Source organism: Pseudoalteromonas sp. JB197 (genome assembly GCF_002332205.1).
GTDB classification, from domain to species: domain Bacteria; phylum Pseudomonadota; class Gammaproteobacteria; order Enterobacterales; family Alteromonadaceae; genus Pseudoalteromonas; species Pseudoalteromonas nigrifaciens.
The window spans coordinates 905,161-923,869 of record NZ_NRGZ01000001.1; the positions used below are offsets into that span (position 1 = coordinate 905,161).

General features: G+C 39.9%; 16 protein-coding genes and 2 tRNA genes. 12 read left to right on the top strand and 6 right to left on the bottom strand.

Going from position 1 to position 18,709, the window contains the following annotated elements:
- The first annotated feature begins 29 nt into the window (after positions 1–29).
- The 6 genes from CIK86_RS04385 (at position 30) to CIK86_RS04410 (ending at position 7,574) form a co-directional block, all read left to right on the top strand.
- Positions 30–734 carry a SapC family protein gene (locus CIK86_RS04385; protein ID WP_086998113.1) on the top strand — a complete coding sequence of 235 codons (705 nt, stop codon included), beginning with the start codon at positions 30–32 and terminating at the stop codon, positions 732–734.
- 122 nt (positions 735–856) lie between these two features.
- On the top strand, positions 857–1,891 hold the full coding sequence (locus CIK86_RS04390; RefSeq protein ID WP_086998110.1) for an isoaspartyl peptidase/L-asparaginase: 1,035 nt from the start codon (positions 857–859) through the stop codon (positions 1,889–1,891).
- A 127-nt stretch (positions 1,892–2,018) separates the two neighbouring features.
- The gene (hrpA, locus tag CIK86_RS04395; protein WP_176359699.1) at positions 2,019–5,906 is read left to right on the top strand and encodes an ATP-dependent RNA helicase HrpA; all 3,888 of its coding nucleotides are present in this window, start codon (positions 2,019–2,021) and stop codon (positions 5,904–5,906) included.
- A 76-nt stretch (positions 5,907–5,982) separates the two neighbouring features.
- Positions 5,983–6,363 carry a response regulator gene (locus CIK86_RS04400; RefSeq protein ID WP_086998104.1) on the top strand — a complete coding sequence of 127 codons (381 nt, stop codon included), beginning with the start codon at positions 5,983–5,985 and terminating at the stop codon, positions 6,361–6,363.
- A gap of 8 nt (positions 6,364–6,371) precedes the next feature.
- Positions 6,372–6,668, top strand: a complete 297-nt coding sequence (locus CIK86_RS04405; RefSeq protein WP_086998101.1) for a PilZ domain-containing protein — start codon at positions 6,372–6,374, stop codon at positions 6,666–6,668.
- 144 nt (positions 6,669–6,812) lie between these two features.
- Positions 6,813–7,574: an IS5 family transposase gene (locus CIK86_RS04410; RefSeq protein WP_089367531.1), complete on the top strand. Its 762-nt coding sequence runs from the start codon at positions 6,813–6,815 to the stop codon at positions 7,572–7,574.
- A 44-nt stretch (positions 7,575–7,618) separates the two neighbouring features.
- Here CIK86_RS04410 and CIK86_RS04415 read toward each other — a convergent pair whose 3' ends face one another.
- A complete protein-coding gene (locus tag CIK86_RS04415; RefSeq protein ID WP_086993302.1) occupies positions 7,619–8,809 on the bottom strand; it encodes a class I SAM-dependent methyltransferase in 1,191 nt (396 codons plus the stop codon).
- A gap of 140 nt (positions 8,810–8,949) precedes the next feature.
- Between CIK86_RS04415 and CIK86_RS04420 the strand changes: the two genes are divergently transcribed.
- Together CIK86_RS04420 and CIK86_RS04425 are read left to right on the top strand one after the other, a co-directional pair.
- Positions 8,950–9,621 carry an HD domain-containing protein gene (locus CIK86_RS04420; RefSeq protein WP_041454389.1) on the top strand — a complete coding sequence of 224 codons (672 nt, stop codon included), beginning with the start codon at positions 8,950–8,952 and terminating at the stop codon, positions 9,619–9,621.
- Positions 9,608–10,039 carry a VOC family protein gene (locus CIK86_RS04425; protein WP_086993303.1) on the top strand — a complete coding sequence of 144 codons (432 nt, stop codon included), beginning with the start codon at positions 9,608–9,610 and terminating at the stop codon, positions 10,037–10,039. The genes CIK86_RS04420 and CIK86_RS04425 overlap by 14 nt, the downstream gene beginning before the upstream one ends.
- A 1-nt stretch (position 10,040) precedes the next feature.
- On the opposite strand, the gene CIK86_RS04430 is transcribed toward CIK86_RS04425, so the two are convergent.
- On the bottom strand, positions 10,041–11,036 hold the full coding sequence (locus CIK86_RS04430; protein ID WP_086993304.1) for a two-component system response regulator: 996 nt from the start codon (positions 11,034–11,036) through the stop codon (positions 10,041–10,043).
- Between the two features lie 3 nt (positions 11,037–11,039).
- Positions 11,040–14,363, bottom strand: coding sequence for an MHYT domain-containing protein (locus CIK86_RS04435; RefSeq protein WP_086993305.1), 3,324 nt, complete (start codon positions 14,361–14,363; stop codon positions 11,040–11,042).
- Between the two features lie 170 nt (positions 14,364–14,533).
- On the opposite strand from CIK86_RS04435, the gene CIK86_RS04440 reads away from it, so the two are divergent.
- Positions 14,534–15,220 carry a SprT family zinc-dependent metalloprotease gene (locus CIK86_RS04440; protein ID WP_011327838.1) on the top strand — a complete coding sequence of 229 codons (687 nt, stop codon included), beginning with the start codon at positions 14,534–14,536 and terminating at the stop codon, positions 15,218–15,220.
- 76 nt (positions 15,221–15,296) lie between these two features.
- Here CIK86_RS04440 and CIK86_RS04445 read toward each other — a convergent pair.
- Together CIK86_RS04445 and CIK86_RS04450 are read right to left on the bottom strand one after the other, a co-directional pair.
- Positions 15,297–15,381: transfer RNA gene (locus CIK86_RS04445), tRNA-Tyr, on the bottom strand.
- Between the two features lie 49 nt (positions 15,382–15,430).
- A tRNA-Tyr gene (locus tag CIK86_RS04450) sits at positions 15,431–15,515 on the bottom strand.
- A 112-nt stretch (positions 15,516–15,627) separates the two neighbouring features.
- Between CIK86_RS04450 and CIK86_RS04455 the strand changes: the two genes are divergently transcribed.
- From CIK86_RS04455 to CIK86_RS04465, 3 genes are all read left to right on the top strand, one after another.
- On the top strand, positions 15,628–16,155 hold the full coding sequence (locus CIK86_RS04455; RefSeq protein ID WP_011327839.1) for a VC2046/SO_2500 family protein: 528 nt from the start codon (positions 15,628–15,630) through the stop codon (positions 16,153–16,155).
- 288 nt (positions 16,156–16,443) lie between these two features.
- Positions 16,444–16,746, top strand: a complete 303-nt coding sequence (locus CIK86_RS04460) for a DUF6172 family protein (protein ID WP_011327840.1) — start codon at positions 16,444–16,446, stop codon at positions 16,744–16,746.
- Positions 16,747–17,053: 307 nt separating this feature from the next.
- Positions 17,054–17,974, top strand: a complete 921-nt coding sequence (locus CIK86_RS04465; protein WP_086993306.1) for a diguanylate cyclase — start codon at positions 17,054–17,056, stop codon at positions 17,972–17,974.
- A 218-nt stretch (positions 17,975–18,192) separates the two neighbouring features.
- Here the strand turns inward: CIK86_RS04465 and CIK86_RS04470 are convergent, their stop codons facing one another.
- The gene (locus CIK86_RS04470; protein WP_011327843.1) at positions 18,193–18,672 is read right to left on the bottom strand and encodes a YchJ family protein; all 480 of its coding nucleotides are present in this window, start codon (positions 18,670–18,672) and stop codon (positions 18,193–18,195) included.
- Positions 18,673–18,709 lie beyond the last annotated feature (37 nt).

Here is an 18,709-nt window from a genome sequence, read left to right on the forward strand (position 1 = left end):
TACAAATTAAAAATAAACGGAGCAGTAACATGGCGGAGCAACAAGTACAGCCTTTACACAACGAAAAACATGCCAATACTAAAATTAAAAACGGCATCAATGTAGAATTTATGAAAACGCAACATTTAGTGCCAGTAGTTGCACATGAATTTGCGCGTATAGCGAATGAATTTCCAATGTCTTTCGTTAAAAATAACGAAACAGGCACTTTTCAAGCAGTTGCTATGTTTGGCCTTGAGCCAGGCGAAAACTTGTTTGTTGAAGGCGATAAGTGGACGGCAGCATTTGCACCAATGGCTACGACGCGCTACCCACTAGGTTTAGTAAAACACCCAGATCAAGATCAATACGGTATTGTTATTGACGAAGCGAGCCCATTAGTTGGCGAAGAAGAAGGTAATGCGTTGTTTGAAAACGGCGAAGAAACTGACTACTTAAAGCGTCGTAAAGAAGCATTAGTATCGTTTATTGAGTTTTCACAGATCACAGATACTTTTACGAAGTTTTTAGCCGATAAAGAGCTTTTAGTAGCGCAAACGCTAACAGTTGATATTAAAGGCGAGAAAAAAGACATCAACGGTATTTACCTTATCGATGAGAAAAAACTTAATGAATTAAGTGATGCTGACTTTTTAGAGCTACGTAAACGTGGTTATTTAGCACCAATTTATTCTTTTTTAACGTCTACGCATCAAGTAGCACGTTTAGCTCGTTTAAAAGCGCAACAAGCGTAATAATTTAAACCAGCAAAAAAAAGCGCCTTTGGGCGCTTTTTTTATGTGTTTAAACTTACTTTACTTGATAAATAGTTAGCGACCATCCACATTGGTTTCACTGAAGTTTATAAGAGCTCATTATGAAAAAATCACTTTTAATGGCGCTTATCGCCACTAGTTTTATTAGCGTAAGCAATAACGTCTTAAGCGCAGAAGTACCTTTTGCTATTGCCATTCATGGCGGTGCGGGCACGATTGAAAAAAGTAAATTTACGCCAAAAGAAGAGCAAGCTTATCGTGCTAAATTAACCCAAGCGGTAGAGGCCGGTTATAAAGTACTTGAGCAAGGCGGCGAAAGCTTAGATGCCATAACGGCAGCGATTCAAGTGATGGAGCAGTCTACTTATTTTAATGCAGGGCGTGGCGCGGTTTATACTTACGATGGCAGCCATGAGCTCGATGCATCAATTATGGATGGTCGTAATCGTCAGGCGGGCGCAGTTGCAGGTGTTAAGCATGTAGAGAGCCCAATTAATTTAGCACGTTTGGTTATGGATAATTCAGTACACGTCATGCTCAGTGGCCAAGGCGCTGAAGAATTTGCTAAAGAGCAAGGTATTCCCTTAATCGAAAATAACTTATTTGATACCGAGCACCGCTATAAAGCATTATTAAAAGCAAAGCAAAAATTAGATAAAGCCAAAGCAACCAGTAAAGACTATCAAGCGGCGCATAAAGCCTTGCCAAATAACTATAAAATGGGCACGGTTGGTGCGGTAGCACTGGATAAAAATGGCAATTTAGCAGCTGGTACATCAACCGGCGGTATGACCGCCAAACGCTATGGCCGTATTGGTGATGCGCCGGTAATTGGTGCAGGAACGTTTGCGGAAAATGAATCGTGTGCGGTATCGGCTACCGGCCATGGTGAGTATTTTATTCGTTACAATGTAGCCAGCGATATTTGTGCGCGCGTTAAATACCAAGGTAAAACCATAACGCAAGCAGGGGACGAAGTGATTAATGGGGTACTTGCACCAATAGGCGGTACGGGCGGTGTTATTATAGTGGATACTAAAGGTAATATTAGTTTGCCGTTTAATACCTCAGGTATGTACAGAGCCAGTAAATCAAATACCCAAGCCACTTATGTAGGCATTTTTAAAGGCGAATAAGCGCTTTATTTGTTTGGCTGGTGGCTTATATAACAAACTACTAAGCGTTATGCACTTTGTAGGATTAACCCCAGCCATTTAATTTGCTACAATTGCGGCTCTTTTACTAATTTTATAAGGTATGCGGGTGGTAAACCTAGGTCAGTTGTTTGGCGAGCTAAAGACGTGCTTGAAAAAAGATCAATTCATTTTTAAAAAACGCTTACATGGCGTAAAAAAAATAACCGATGAGAATAAGCATGCCAACGCGCTTGAAAAAATAGCGGCCGACATTACCCGTAGCCAAGCACTGCGCGCGCAGCGTTTAGCGGCTCTGCCTAAAGTGACTTACCCAGAGCAATTACCGGTGAGTCAAAAAAAGGATGTGATTAAAAACGCCATTGCTAATAACCAAGTGGTTATTATTGCAGGTGAAACTGGTTCAGGTAAAACCACGCAAATTCCTAAAATGTGTTTAGAGCTAGGGCGTGGGGTTGATGGCTTAATTGGCCACACCCAACCAAGGCGACTAGCAGCACGAACGGTGGCTAATCGTATTGCAGAAGAAATGCAGTGTGAACTTGGCCAACAAGTTGGTTTTAAAATACGCTTTAGTGATCAGGTCTCGAATAATACCTATATTAAACTAATGACCGACGGGATTTTACTTGCCGAAATTCAACAAGATCGATTTTTAAATCAATACGACACCATTATTATTGATGAAGCGCACGAACGTAGCTTAAACATTGACTTTATTTTAGGTTATTTAAAAAACTTACTCCCTAAGCGCCCCGATTTAAAAATAATAATTACTTCAGCAACGATCGATCCAGAGCGTTTTTCAAAGCACTTTGATAATGCGCCAATTATAGAAGTATCAGGGCGAACCTTCCCGGTTGATGTACGTTACAACCCAGTTACTGAGATAAATAAAGAAGATATGGAAGCCGAAGGCGACCAACTGCAAGGTATTTTTGATGCTGTAGATGAACTGTGTGCAGAAGGCCCTGGCGACATTTTAATATTTTTAAATGGTGAGCGTGAAATACGCGATACCGCCGATGCTCTCAGTAAACGTAATTTAAAACACACTGATATATTACCGCTTTATTCGCGACTATCAAACGCCGAGCAAAACCGTATATTTGCACCGCACTCGCGCCGCCATATTATTTTATCGACCAACGTGGCCGAAACATCGTTAACCGTACCGGGGATTCGTTATGTAATTGATCCGGGTACGGCGCGTATTAGCCGTTATAGTTACCGCACCAAGGTACAGCGCCTGCCTATAGAGCCAATATCGCAAGCCAGTGCAAATCAGCGAATGGGACGTTGTGGCCGCGTAGAGGCGGGTATTTGTATTCGTTTATACGCTGAGGATGACTTTTTATCGCGCCCAGAGTTTACCGATCCTGAAATACTACGTACTAACTTAGCTTCGGTTATTTTACAAATGCTAGCGCTGGGTTTAGGCGACATGGCGCAGTTTCCGTTTGTGCAAGCCCCAGATAGTCGTAATATTAGCGATGGTTTAACCTTGCTTGAGGAACTCCAAGCAGTACATCCCACTAAACGTAACGACAAAACAGCGCTTACCCAGTCAGGCCGAGAATTAAGCCGTTTACCGGTCGATCCGCGTTTAGCTAAAATGGTGTTAACCGCACATAAGCTCGGTGCGCTACGTGAAGTAATTATTATAGTGGCGGCACTGTCTATTCAAGACCCCCGTGAGCGCCCGCAAGAAAAACGTGCTGCGGCAAACGAAAAACACGGCCGTTTTGATGATCCTGATTCAGACTTTATTGCATTTTTAAACTTGTGGAATTATTTAGAAGAGCAACAAAGCGAACTGACTAATAGCCAGTTTAGAAAACTCTGCCAAAAAGACTTCCTCGCTTATATGCGCCTTCGTGAGTGGCAAGATATTGTTTATCAAATAAGTACCGTATGCAACGAAATGGGTATGAAAGCCACATCGAATGCTGCCGACGGTGAGCAAGTTCACAAAGCATTACTGAGCGGTATGCTTAGCCATATTGGCTTTAAAGATGAAAAACAAATTTATAAAGGCGCGCGTAATAGCCAGTTTCATATTTTTCCGGGGTCGGGGTTATTTAAAAAGAGCCCAAAATGGCTAATGTCGGCAGAGCTGGTAGAAACCAGTAAATTATATGCCCGCACTAACGCCAAAATAGACATTAACTGGGTTGAGCCACTGGCGCAGCATTTGGTTAAGCGCAGTTATACAGAGCCACATTGGGAGAAAAAACCCGGTGCGGTAATCGCCTTTGAGCAACAAACCTTATATGGCCTGCTAATCGTCAATAAGCGCCGCTGCGTGTATAGCAATATTGATCCTAAAGTGAGCCGTGAGCTGTTTATTCGCACCGCATTAGTTGAGCAAGAACTGGGTTTAAACGAAAGCTTTTTAGAGTTTAACCGCGAGCTGATTGAAGATATTCAAGTGCTTGAAAACAAGTCACGCAGGCGCGATATTTTAGTTGATGAGCAAACTTTATTTGAGTTTTACGATAAAAAAATTCCAAAAGAAATTAATAATCGTGCAGCATTTTTAAAATGGTATAAAACGCAAAAACAACAAAATAAACACTATTTGCAAATGAGCCGCGATGACTTAATGCAGCATGGTGCAAGCAGTATTACCGAGTTTGACTACCCAGATACTTGGCAGCAAGATAATTTAATTTTACCTTTAGCGTATCATTTCGATCCCGGTCAAGCGGTTGATGGTGTGGCGGTACAAATACCGGTTGCGCTATTAAACCAAGTGCAAGAAAGCGGCTTTGACTGGCATATACCTGCGTTTCGACATGAGTTAATAAGTGGTTTAATTAAATCATTGCCTAAGTCACTGCGCCGTAATTTTGTACCTGCGCCTAACTATGCCGATGCTGTTTTGGCGGCTATTGAGCCATTGCAGGGGAGTTTAATTGACGCACTTAGTAATCGACTATTAAAAATGACAGGGGTGCGAGTTGACCCTGATGCCTGGGATTTAAGTGCCTTGGCAGCGCATTTACGTTTGCAGTTTGAAGTACGTGGCGATAACGATAAGTTACTCGCGCGTGGCCTAGATTTAGCCAAACTTAAAGCGCAGCTACAAGGCGAAGTAACGCAAACATTATCCAAAGTAGCCGATAAAGGCATAGAAAAAGCAGACTTAACGCAGTGGGATTTTGGCGAGCTACCTAATTCATATGTAAAAAAACAAGGGCAATACGAAATTAAAGCGTATCCGGCGCTGGTGGATAAAAAATCAACTGCTGCTATTGAGCTTTTCGATAACGAAGTAAAAGCACAGGTTGCCCATCAACAAGGGCTGCGCCGATTAGTATTATTAAATGTGCCTTCACCAATAAAGTATTTGCAGCAAAACTTACCAAATAAGGCTAAGCTTGGATTGTATTTTAATTCTTTTGGTAAAATAGCCGATTTAATTGATGACTGCATTGCCGCCGGTGTTGATAGCTTATTATTAAAGTACGGTGACATTCGCACCAGCGACGCGTTTGAAAATGTAAAAGAGCATATACGTGGTGAGCTTGGTGACGCTGTAGTTGAAATTGCCACGCAAGTAGAGCAAGTGTTAAGTATAGCCCATGCCTTACATAAAAAAATGAAAGGACGGGTAGATTTAACCATGATCACTGCGCATGGAGATATTAAATCGCAATTAGAGTCTCTTGTTTTTAAAGGCTTTGTAAGCCAACATGGGGCAACTAAGCTAAGTGACTTAATCCGTTATTTAAAAGCGATTCAAAAACGTTTAGAAAAGTTACCCATAGATCCAAATCGCGATAGATTATGTGTACTTGAGCTTGATAAAGTGGCTCAAGAATATAAAAAGCAAGCAAACAAAACCCCTAAAGGGATGCCTATTCCAAAAGAAGTAGAAGCTATATTTTGGATGCAGCAAGAGCTGAGAGTGTCTTTATTTGCACAGACCTTGGGTACTCCGTATCCAATTTCGGCAAAACGCGTGTTAAATGCAATAAAAGAAATAGAGTAAAAGGTGTGTCTATTATTAAGCTTAAGTGCTTAATAATAGAACTTATTTTTTGTTTTGAGAAGGAAACGACATAGCCATGTCCTCATCAATAGAACATAAAGTACAACAACTACTAGTGGTAGACGACGAGTATTTTAATTATGAAATACTCAAAGCAGCACTTAGCGCAAAGTTTGCTGTTAATTATGCCGATTCTGGAACAAGCTGTTTAGCCTCTGCTATTGCTAATCCACCCGATATTATTTTGCTTGATGTATGTATGCCAGGGCTGGATGGTTACGACACGTGTAGAATGCTTAAACATACACCTGAGACAAAAAACATCCCTATTGTTATGGTGTCTGGGCTGGAGTCACCGCTTGAAAAACAAGCTGGGTTTGACGCAGGCTGTGATGCTTATGTGGTTAAGCCGTTTTCTGTACCACTGTTGTTAGAGCAAATTAATAAAATAGTATAGGAAAAATTATGTTTACAGATGATAAGCGAAATTTTCGACGTATGCAGATCAATACACCAGCAAAGCTAACCACAATAGAGCCGATTGCTGGCTTAAATTATAATGCAGAATGTGTAGATTTGAGTGCAACTGGGTTGTCGTTGCATTTAGATGAGTTACTTGAGCCAAACACTATTTTATTGGTACATATAGACTCAACTCATCCGAGTATTGCGCCTTTAGACGCAACGGCTAAGGTGATACGCGCCAGCAAAGAAGATGATGGTACAATAACTGCCGGACTTGAGATAATACAGTTTAATTAGCTTAGGTAGCGTGGTTATTGCCCATATAAATAGGTAATAACCACGTATAAATGCTAGGGCGTGTTGATCTTTGTGGTATGAAAAACAAACAGCATGAAGATAAGGTATAATTGAATTCGCCAGAAAACTTTACACCGAACCTACATGCCAAGATTAATGTTAACAGACGGGACATGGAATGTCTTATCAAAAGTAATGTACTTAAGTGGTCGAATTTATAATAAGCCCAACCATAGAAAAACGCTCGAAGGCATACTGTATAAGATGCGCACAGGTATTCCATGGCGAGATTTACCTTCTGATTTTGGCCGTTGGAGTGCTATCTACAGACGGTTTAATTTATGGTCCAAAAAAGGGATTTTGAATGAACTGTTTCGCGCATTATCTCGTGATGCGGACATGGATTGGGTCTTCATTGATGGCAGTATTGTCAGGGCTCATCAACATAGTTGCGGTGCAAGAACTGCTGACAATGAATCAATTGGAAAGAGCCGAGGTGGAAATTCTACGAAAATTCATCTTGCAGTCGATAGCGGAGGGTTGCCTGTTTATTATGAATTATCCTGTGGAAATACGCATGATATCGTCCATGCAGAGTCACTCGTAGCTAATTGCCCAACAAGTAATATGGTTGTCGCAGATAAAGGCTACGACAGTGAAAAACTGAGAGCGTTTGTTCGTGATAATAACGCTACACCCGTTATTCCACGTAAGGGCAACAGTTTAGTAGGCAATGAAGATATTGACTGGTGCATGTACAAATATCGGCACTTGGTTGAGAATGCATTTGGCCGTATTAAGCAATATAGAGGGATAGCCACGCGGTATGAAAAGCTTGAACGAAATTATCATTCAATGCTCGCTTTAGCATTTACTATGATGTGGCTACCAATGTGGGCTGATTGATATATGTACTACAAAGATCAACAGCCCCTAATCAAGCCTAGGCGTTAGTAAACCTTACAAATTAAGCCTTTTAAGTAAAAACCTTCAGGGTAACTACCCGCAATAGGATGATCGGCAGCTTGGTTTAAACGCTCCATAATGAGTAAGTCTTTACCAGCATCAAGAGCTGCATCAGCCACCACTTTTTGAAACAAGTTTTGCTCCATTAAGCCCGAACACGAGAAGGTTAATAAGGTGCCACCTGGTTTTAATATTTGCATAGCAATCATGTTTATATCTTTATAGCCACGACACGCACCAGTAAGTTGTGCTTTGTTGTCGGCAAACTTTGGCGGATCCATTACTATAGTGTCAAACAATACACCGTCTTCGCGGTATTGACGCAGTAACGTAAATACATCTTGTTTGACAAAATCAACCTTATCTAAATCAAGGTTGTTATGCTCAACATTGCGCTTAGCTGTATCGAGGGCTGGCTGCGATACATCCACATTAGTTACGTGTTTACAGCCGCCACGTAGGGCATACAACGAAAATGTACCCGTGTAGCTAAAGCAGTTTAATACGGTTTTGTCTTTAGAAAAGCGTTCAAGTGCAGCGCGGCTATCGCGTTGATCTAAATAAAAGCCGGTTTTATGGCCATCAATAATATCAACTTCAATTTTAAAGCCATTTTCTGCAATGAGTACTGGGGCAGTTGGTTCATTGCCCCATAATGCCCCTTTAATTGGCTCAAGGCCTTCTTTGGTACGTACTTCTACGTCTGAGCGCTCGTAAATGCTCATACCAGGGAATATAGCCATTAACGCGCCAACAATTTCACCTTTATGACGCTCAGCACCCGCGCTAAGTAATTGACACACTAATACGTTGTCAAACTTATCTATGGTAACGCCGGGTAAAAAATCTGATTCTGCGGCGCAGAGTCTAAAGCCAGTTAAACCACCTTCTTCGATTACTTGGCTACGGGCTTCTAGTGCACGACGTAGGCGGCGTTCAAAAAAGTGTTGATCAATAACTTCTTTTTCGTCAAAGCTCCAAACACGGGCACGAATTTGTGAATGTGGGCTATAAGCTGCTGTTGCTAAAAATTTACCTTCACTGTCGTGAATAGTAACTGTGTCACCTAGGCCTGGTTTACCTTTAATTTTTTTGATGGCTTTGGAAAATAACCAAGGGTGTTTTCTTTTTAATGATTTATCGCGGCCAGCTTGCAGGTAAACGGCAGATGTCATAAAGCTTCTCAGTAGTAATAAATAAGCGCTGTATTTTAGTCAAGGCAAGGGCAACATACAATGAATGTTTTGCATGGAGCCCATAAATCGCGGTAAAGTATGGCTAATTCAATATGTTAATTAGGTATTTGGAACACGTTGTGACAGACATAATGTTAAGCCCTGAGCTGCAGCAGCTCAATTTACAGTGCAGAGCCTTTATTACCACACTAATTCATGCCGATGTGGCGCATGATATAACCCATATTGAACGCGTAGTTCGGGTTGCTATTAAATTGTGCGATGCAGAGCAAGCTAATATGAAGGTAGTGCTCCCGGCTGCATGGTTACACGACTGTGTAGCCGTGGCTAAAAACCACCCAGATAGGGCTAAAGCCTCTACTATGGCCGCCGATAAAGCGATTGCTTTTTTAGCTTCTATTAATTACGACGCGCAATTATTTACTCAAATTCATCATGCAATAGCGGCGCATAGCTTTAGCGCCAATATTAAAGTGAACTCAGTAGAAGCACAAATAGTGCAAGACGCAGACAGAATGGACGCACTAGGCGCGATTGGTATAAGCCGCTGCATGAAAGTAGGTGGCTCAATAAGTCGATTACTATATAACCCGGATGACCCATTTTGCCTACAACGCGAAGCAGATGATAAAAAATACACGCTTGATCATTTTTTTATTAAGTTATTACACATAGCTCAAAGCATGAATACTCCCTCGGCTAAGGCCGAAGCACTAAGACGTACTGAGTATATGCATGACTTTTTAGAGCAACTAAAGTCTGAAATAGGAGAGCAGCGTGAGTATACCTAAGCTAGCTGGGATTGATCATTGTCATTTAAATGTGGATGATTTAGCGCAAGCGGTTAAATGGTATGAGCGTGTTTTAGGTTTTAGTGTGGTTGAAGCGCTCGCCTTTTGGAATGAAGATGGCAAAGGGCCATTAACCCTTGAAGATGCAAATGCTACCACGCGTTTAGCGTTATTTACTGCACAGGGACGTAGTAAAGGCATTGCTTTTTTAGCCACTGGGGAGCAATTTATTGCATGGCTTGAGCATTTTGAACACCTAAATATTAAAACAGTATTAGCTGATCACGGCGTTACGTTTTCAATTTATTTTAAAGATAACAGCGGAAATAGCCATGAAATTACCTCTCATGACTATACGCAGATTAAAACTGTGTATCCGCAGGTATTATTAGGCTCGCATACAGCCAAAAAGAGCTAAATTAAAATCGCTCCTGATGAGCATTTTTTATGGCAATAATATCGTCAATTTTGCCAATAAATAGCTCAACCAATTGCGGGTCGAAGTGTTTACCGGCTTGTTGTTGCATATGTTCTAGAGTTTGCTCTATGCTCCAAGGCTCTTTATAGGGGCGTTTTGAGGTAAGTGCATCAAATACATCGGCAATGGCAACAATACGGCCTTCCAGCGATATGGCTTCTCCTTTTAGGCCATTGGGGTAGCCAATACCATCCCACTTTTCATGATGTTCAATTGCCAGCACATGCGCCAGTTGTAATAGTGGCGATGATGAATTTGCTAAAATTTGTGCACCAATTAAAGCGTGCTCTTTCATGTGGGTAAACTCATCGGCAGTTAACTTTCCGGGTTTTAGCAAAATGGCATCCGGAATACCTATTTTACCTACATCGTGCATAGGGGCTGCTTGGCGTAATAATTCGGCGTGTTGCTCATCCATACCCAGCGCCAATGCAAGTACTTTGCTGTATTGACTCATACGTATAATATGCTCACCGGTATCGGTGTCTTTATATTCTGCAGCACGACCTAAACGCTGTACTAAATCGACATGAGCTTGTTTTAGCTGCTCAGCTTGCACTAACGACAGGTGAGTTTTAACACGTGCCCGTACAATAGCAGGGCTAATGGGTTTGGTTATATAGTCTACAGCGCCTAGTTCAAAACCTTTAAATTCATCACTTTCATCACTTAGTGTAGTAACAAAAATAATAGGGATATGCGATGTTGCAGGGTTAGCTTTAACAATTTGGCATACTTCAAAGCCATTCATATCAGGCATCATAATATCGAGTAAAATTAGCTTTGGTAGTTCTTTTTCAAGTAATGCTATAGCGGCAGCGCCCGATTTAGCAAACGACATTCTATATTGATTACCAAGCACCTCGCGCATTACTTTTAAGTTTGCAGGCTCGTCGTCAACAATTAATATGCGGGGCTTATCTAAAATAAAATCCATTAATTAATTCTCCTTTAGGGTTAACTTTTTAAGTAAATTTGCTAATTTAACTTGCGCGTTATCAAAGTCGAATTCATCAAAGGCACTGGCTATTTCATCTATATCTACTTGTACTGATGCTATACATTTACGTTGTAACTGATCGAGAAGATCATCATTAAGTTCGGCATTTTGTGCATCAGCATAGAGTTCTTGGCAAATTTCTATTAGCTCAGCTGTTGATAACGGCTCAGCATTGTCGATAAGTTTGGCGGGCTCTTTACATATAGTGCTTGCTAATAATTGGCCGATAAGCGCCAATTCAGTTTTTATATCTGCCAAAACGCTGGTTAGCGCAGCTTCATCGTCTGCGTTCTCTAAACGCGTTAACAGTGTCATTAAGGTTAATAACCCTAAATTACCAGCCACGCCTTTTAAAGTGTGAATAAGCGTATAAACACTTTTAATATCGCTTAGTTGCAGCTTAAATAAGCTTATAAATTGCTTTTCGTTGGTATTAACAAATTTAGTAATTTCGGTAAGCTGTTTACATTTAGAGCCCCACAAAGCTAACCCTTTTTCAAAATCTATGTGCTTGGCATCGGGGTCGGTTTGCGCAATTAATGTTTCTTTTGCTAAGCCAAGTCCAAGCACCAGTGCTATTTCTTGATTCAGTTGGTTGATATCAACCGGCTTATTAGCAAACCCATTCATGCCTGCATTTTTAGCGGTTAGTTTATCTTGCTGTAACACGCTGGCTGTTAATGCAATAATAGGCGTAAATTTTATTTGTTTTAGTTGCTCCAATGCACGAATTTTAATGGTGGCTTCAATACCGTCACATTCAGGCATGTGAATGTCCATTAAAATGACATCAAAGTCTTGCTGATTAAACGCCTCAATGGCTTCTAAACCATTACTTGCAGTGGTTACTGTGTGTTGATCTCGCGAAAGTAATATAGAAAGTAGCTCTGTATTTTGTTCTATATCATCAACCACTAATATTCTAAGCGGAGGTAGTTCGGTATGTAGGCCTTCAAAATAATCTATTTTATTTTCATCACCAACAGTAAAAGGTAATGAGAAGTAAAAGCAGCTGCCTTTATCAACTTCACTCACTAAATCAATTGAGCCATGCATAAGCTCTACTAATTGTTTACTTATTGTTGTGCCTAAACCTGTGCCACCAAATCGACGTGTGGTCGTGCCATCGGCTTGCACAAAAGGCTGAAAAACCGCTTTAATACGATCTTTAGCAATACCAATGCCTGTATCTTGTACTTCAAAAAATAGGTGATTATTTTGTGTGGTACTTACGGTAACAGTAACAGCGCCTTGCTCAGTAAATTTAATAGCGTTACCAATAAGGTTTGTAAGTATTTGCCTAAGGCGGTCGGGATCACCGTAGTATGCGGTGCTAACTGATTTATTAATATTAAGCGTTAAATTAAGGTTTTTCTTTTTAGCTTCTAACCAAAAAGTTGAAATAATACTGTCGATAACGGGCTTTAAATTAAAATGCACAGGCTCAATGGTTAGCTTTCCTCGTTCTAACTTTACAGAGTCGAGAATTTCATTAAGTAGGCGTAGCAAAGAGCGTGCTGCATTGTTAACCGTAACAAGGTGCTTTTGCTGCTCTTTACTTAGCGGTGTATCCATTAGCAGATCGCTAAAGCCAATAATTGCATTCATAGGGGTGCGTATTTCATGGCTCATATTTGCCATAAAAGATTGCTTAGCATTGGCAGCTTCTTCTGCTTGCAGTTTAGCGTGCTCTAATTTTGCTTCATACTCTTTGCGCTCAGTAATATCAACAAGTACACCATCAATCCACTGTGCTACATCGGTATTATTAAAGTCAAAACTACCTTTCTCTAATACCCATACAGTTGCGCCGTTGCGATGGCGAATTCTATATTCAACAGAGTATTGACGCTTTTCGGTAACGGCATTAGTGAGCGTGGTAATAATCATTTGTTGGTCAGACTTTAAAATCAGGTCCGTAAACTCAATGTGTTGCTCAATAAATTCATCCGGTGTATAGCCAGTTAAATCCAATATACTTGGGCTAACAAATAGCATGGTGTAGTTAGTATCAAATTTACATCTAAAGGCAACGCCTGGCATATTTTGCATTAATGAGCGATATTTTTGCTCATTTTCAACAACCGTTTTTTGTAGCGCTCGTTGCTGCGTTAAGTCAGTAATAAAGCCAACATACAAAGGCGGTTGCCCAGTTTGCGTCACTTGTCCAATACCAAGGCGCACAGGGATCAAATGGTTATCTTTATGTTTAGCAAAAGTATCGCGGTTTATGCCTATAATAGCGCTTAAATCAAGAGTCATATCGCCAGATGATGACGCATTGTTTAAGGCGTTATTATCATTTAAAAGAATCTGTACACTTTTACCTTGTAACTCATGTTCTCGCCAACCTAAAATCTTACTCGCAGCATCATTAAAGCTTAAAATAATACCTTGATGATCAATAGTCACAATGCCATCTATTGCTGTTTCTAATATGGCGTTTAACCGCGACTCGTCGGCTGACTTCTCTTCAAGTAGCAGTTTATAGCGTACCATACCATTAATTACAGCAACCACGCTGGTTATTGCAACAGTTGCAGTGGCAACCGCAATTGCAATAAATGTAAGCCCAGCAGACGGATTTTCGTCTGCGTAAATAAGAGGAGAAGTTGCTACAAAACGGGTTGCTGCCATACCCATATAATGCATACCAGTAACAGCAAAGCCTAATATAACGGCGCTGGTTGAACGAATTTGTAACTGTGATAACCGAGGGAAAATTCTTTCAAGATTAAAGCGGCTATATAAAGCTATAAACGATAGGGCAACGGCCATTAAAATAGACAACCCAAACATAACTGGGTCATACCGTAGCATAGGCGCAAGCTCCATCGCCGCCATACCACTGTAATGCATAGTGCCAATACCCGAGCCTAATAATACTGAGCAAATAGCTAATACTTTAAAGTTACCATTACTTTTTACCAGTATAGATACAGCATATTGGCATGCCAAAAATGCCGGTATAAAAGAGAGTAAGGTAATAGTTGGGTTATATTTAATGTTAGTACACAAAGAATAAGCTAACATACCAATAAAATGCATGCTCCAAATACCCGCAGAAAAAACAGCTGCAGCGGTTACAGTAGCTAAACGTTGATAGCTTGGGAAAGTAGTTTTTTTAGCTAAATCAATGAGTTTTGTAGTAAAAAAAGCGGCAAATATCACTATTAAAACTGAAAGAGAAACCAAGAGAGGATCGTAAACCCCGTTTATAATTAAACTAGGATCTTGGTCAGTAATAAAGAAAGCTGATAACATGGCGGCTCTAAATAGGCATTTTAATCGTGTAGTTTAATAGAATTTATTAATTAATTAATTAATAAACCGTTAATTTTAGGATTGCTTATTAAGCTATAAATAAACAACACGGCATTAACTAACCATTAGACGAAAAGTAGCCCCTAGCTAGTATAGTGTGAGAGATTAATTTGTTTGCCTACCAACTAAAAAAAAGTACCCGACGAAAGACCGTTGCTATTAAAGTGCATAATCAAAATGTGACGGTATATGCCCCCCATCACGTACAAAAAAAAGTGCTCGATAACTGGTTATTAGAAAAAAAATCATGGGTTGAGGCGCAGCTGCAAAAACAGCTTACTTTGGTTGATACAAAACAGTATCCACTTAAGGACAAAAAGATCTGGGTTTTTTCAGAAGCAATTAATTTAACGTTTCAGCAAGGCAATACCTCTACAGTGGAGCGCCAACAAGATGGCCTGCTTATTACCGTTTCTGCTCGTGTTAAGCATCAGCAGCAAAAGTACCAATTACTTTTAGAGGCGTATTTAAAAGAGCAGTTAACCGCATACATTGAAATGCGACTTAATGACTTTTGCACGCTGATGCAAGAAGCGCTGCCTAACGATTTAAATATTGCAGTTTATAAACGCAAATGGGGAAGTTGTAATAGTAAAAGGGCGTTAACATTTAACTTATTATTGATTGGTGCACCGCATAGCATTATTGATTATGTAATAGTGCATGAGCTGGCGCATTTACGACATTTAAATCATAGCAAAGCATTTTGGCAGCGCGTAGCACAATTTTGTCCCGACTATAAAGCAAGTACGTTATGGCTAAAACAGCATGGTATGAGTTTACAATGGGTATTTTAATGTTTAACTAAGAAAAAACACGGAGATTACTAACAAGGAATGTAGTAACTATATAAGTAGAAAATAAGTAGAAAAGTGGTGGAGGGAGCTGGATTCGAACCAGCGAAGGCTGAGCCGTCAGATTTACAGTCTGATCCCTTTGGCCGCTCGGGAACCCCTCCACACTAATTTTGTTACATTTGGCCCCACTTAACTTAGCGGTAAGAAAAGTGGTGGAGGGAGCTGGATTCGAACCAGCGAAGGCTGAGCCGTCAGATTTACAGTCTGATCCCTTTGGCCGCTCGGGAACCCCTCCAATGCAACGGCGCTGATAATAGCAAACATCGTATTTAAGTAAAGAAAAAAGCTAAAGAAAAATGAAATAAAGCCGATAAATAGGTATTACTTACTTCAATCGGCTAAAGTCTATGCAAATCGGTGATTTGTTAATCACAGAGAGTCAGCTCAACACTCGACTCAATAAAAGTGTGCATGAAAAGCGCCGAGGAGAGTTTGCGCTTTTACTCGCTATGCTATCTCATGATGCACTCGATTTTAGCCAATTCCATTTACCAAAAACAGAAATTGAAGATTCAACTGTTGGCGAAGATACCCTTCGCAAACAAATTGGAGCAGGTCCAAAGCAACTTTTAGCGCCAGATAAGTTTGATATCTTGATAGGGCAGTTTAACGCCTCACTATTAATGCAAGCAGGGGAACGCGCTGGAATGAGCGATATTAAATTAAATCACTGTTTAAACCCTGAACCATTGTTTATAAGAGATGATGTAAGCCATATTCCGCTTCAGGTGCGTGATAATTGTGAATTAGCAGTGCGCAGGCGTATAAATAACACACAAACGCAACTATCTAACCCGCAACTCGATGCTGCTGCCTTTTACGAAAGCCTAAATAATGATGCGCTTCACCACCCATTGCATTTAGTAAGCGCTTAATTATAAAGCGTACGCTGTAACTGCTTTGATATTGCAATAACCAATCATATTAATAGAACTTGGCAAACGATTGCGTCATCACTCTAACTATTAAATTACTTGTCTGTAATATAAAGCCGCTAACTCTCTACACTTAAGCGAATTTTAGCGATATTTTATTTTATTAATGGATTAATAATTGATTTAATATAAAAAAAGCATCCAAAAATTAAATGCAATTGCTATAATAGGCTCAAATGGTATGACATTAAATGCCGCTATCATTAAACCAAGGTAATTAGGAACGTAATGAAGAAAATATTCACGCTAAATCACGAGAAAATCAAATATCCTCGTATGGTTGACGCCGCAAAGCATGAAGTGAAAAAATATTTGAAAAGAGAGCGTAACAAAACTCTACCACTCGATGCTGATTACTGGGCGTTTGATTGTAAGTTTGGTAATACCGCTGAAGATGCACAAGTAGTGCACGTTGCAGAGCTTAGTAATCATATAAGCGAAATAGAAAAGCAAAGCTTAACTTCTTTTTATGTAGAAATATTAGCGCGCCCAGCTCAACGTCAACAACCAGATTTGGATGACGACGAATAAGACGCTTATAAAGTAATTTGCGTAATTTTTAAAATGGGCCTTAGTGGCCCATTTTTTGTTTGTACGTTTATGCAAACGCGATTTAAACCTTGAGCATTCAAGTACAAGCAGCTTATAAGCAGTGCTTACTTTCAGTATTACCCTGAAAATTATGGCCGTGATTTTCTAAAACAATTAACAACAACTCTGTATCGCCATTTTTATATTTGGTTGTAAGTTTGATTAAAAACCCAACTTTAATACATTTGCATAACATAAGACTGTATTATACTGTGTTAGTTGATAATTATAGAAAACAGTAGTATTTATGCCATTAAATTATGCCGATAGCGATTTAAAACTTAGCCTTAAAGCCTCAAAAATCCTCATTGTTGATGATCAGTTATTTAGCTTAATTGTACTGAAAAAAATATTATCAAAGCACTTTATTGTTAACACCAACAACAGCGGTGAAGAAGCAGTTGAAATATGTAAATCTAATACTCCCGATATCGTACTGCTTGATATTTCAATGAATGGCATATGCGGTATAGAAACCTGTTTAAAACTTAAAACGACGACACAAACCCAAGACATTCCCGTTATATTTGTTACCTCCTTTGGAAATCAAGAAGAGGACTGCTGGGAAGCGGGCGCGGTAGACTTTATTCAAAAACCGATTAACCCAGAAACCTTATACAGAAGAGTAAGGGCGCACTTAACTATTAAGCTGCAACATGACTTATTAAGTCAAAAAGTGTTTCTGGATGACTTAACTAAAGTGTTTAACCGTCGTTATTTTGATACTCATATAAATAAAATACAATTGAGTGCATTAAGAGAGAATACACAATACGCTTTATTACTTATGGATATTGATTACTTTAAGCAATACAACGATATTTATGGACACGTAGAAGGCGACGTTGTTTTACATTTAGTTGCTCAAACAATTGCTAACAGCCTGCAAAGGCCAAGCGATTTTGTTGCCCGGTATGGCGGCGAAGAATTTGTGGTTGTGCTACCCCATACCAACGAGGAAGGCGCTCGCTGTGTTGCTGAAAAAATTAAAAATAACATATCCGGCTTAGGTGTTTTACATAAGTACTCAGAGTTTGAATTTGTCACTATAAGTATAGGTGGGGCTACGTTATTGCAATCAGACGAAGGCAATATAGATATTTTGCAACGCGCAGATAAAAAAATGTACGCCGCTAAAGCACAAGGGCGAAATACAGTGTGCTTTTAAAGCGCAGCGAGCCCAGTAGCAAAATATACGGTAGAGCAGTTATTAACGCAGCAGGCCTATAGGTATGTAAGTAAATAGCCAATAGCTGCTCGAAAGTAAAATTTTATTTTAGCCATACACATCGCCTGTAACAGCCAACCCTAGGCATGGCTATTGGATGTATTTAAGGTTCAGTTGCCTGTAATTACCTACTTTACTCACCGCACAGCTGCAGTTTGTTATACGCTATGACACTTTTTATATTTTTTGCCACTTTGGCAAGGGCAGTTGTCATTTCTGCTTATTTTAATATCGGCTACCGGAAATAGTGTGCCTTCAAGGTAGCGCCACTGCCCATCTTGTTTAATAAACAACGACTTTTCGTGCAACTCGCAATATAGGTTTTGGTAAAAGTAATTTACTTTAAATGTTACAAAGCCTTCGCTTGCATCGTGCTCAGTGTCGATGACGGTTAGCTTTATAAAGCGGCAGCTATCAGCAAAGTCTTTAATCTCTTTTACAGGGTTTTCTGCCTGTTTTTCACTTGCATAAGTTTGATAAACATAAGTTGCATTTTTAAGTACATATGCGCTGTAGCGAGCACGCATAAGTTGCTCAGGTGTTTCAGCTATTTTTGATGCTAAATGAAGTGGTTCACAGCAGTCAGCATAATTTTGCTGGCTGCCACAAAAGCAAGGAGAAGTCGTTAATGAGGTCATAATATTAATATAAAGTGTTTAAAACACGAGTTTAACA

What these genes read in the sequence shown, in the direction of transcription:
- CIK86_RS04460 (WP_011327840.1), top strand. Translation starts at nt 16,444, where the DNA reads ATGAAGAAAATATTCACGCTAAATCACGAGAAAATCAAATATCCTCGT.
- CIK86_RS04405 (WP_086998101.1), top strand. Translation starts at nt 6,372, where the DNA reads ATGTTTACAGATGATAAGCGAAATTTTCGACGTATGCAGATCAATACA.
- CIK86_RS04390 (WP_086998110.1), top strand. Translation starts at nt 857, where the DNA reads ATGAAAAAATCACTTTTAATGGCGCTTATCGCCACTAGTTTTATTAGC.
- CIK86_RS04430 (WP_086993304.1), bottom strand. Translation starts at nt 11,036, where the DNA reads ATGGATTTTATTTTAGATAAGCCCCGCATATTAATTGTTGACGACGAG.
- CIK86_RS04435 (WP_086993305.1), bottom strand. Translation starts at nt 14,363, where the DNA reads ATGTTATCAGCTTTCTTTATTACTGACCAAGATCCTAGTTTAATTATA.
- CIK86_RS04465 (WP_086993306.1), top strand. Translation starts at nt 17,054, where the DNA reads ATGCCATTAAATTATGCCGATAGCGATTTAAAACTTAGCCTTAAAGCC.
- CIK86_RS04415 (WP_086993302.1), bottom strand. Translation starts at nt 8,809, where the DNA reads ATGACATCTGCCGTTTACCTGCAAGCTGGCCGCGATAAATCATTAAAA.
- CIK86_RS04385 (WP_086998113.1), top strand. Translation starts at nt 30, where the DNA reads ATGGCGGAGCAACAAGTACAGCCTTTACACAACGAAAAACATGCCAAT.
- CIK86_RS04400 (WP_086998104.1), top strand. Translation starts at nt 5,983, where the DNA reads ATGTCCTCATCAATAGAACATAAAGTACAACAACTACTAGTGGTAGAC.
- CIK86_RS04455 (WP_011327839.1), top strand. Translation starts at nt 15,628, where the DNA reads ATGCAAATCGGTGATTTGTTAATCACAGAGAGTCAGCTCAACACTCGA.
- CIK86_RS04470 (WP_011327843.1), bottom strand. Translation starts at nt 18,672, where the DNA reads ATGACCTCATTAACGACTTCTCCTTGCTTTTGTGGCAGCCAGCAAAAT.
- CIK86_RS04410 (WP_089367531.1), top strand. Translation starts at nt 6,813, where the DNA reads ATGCCAAGATTAATGTTAACAGACGGGACATGGAATGTCTTATCAAAA.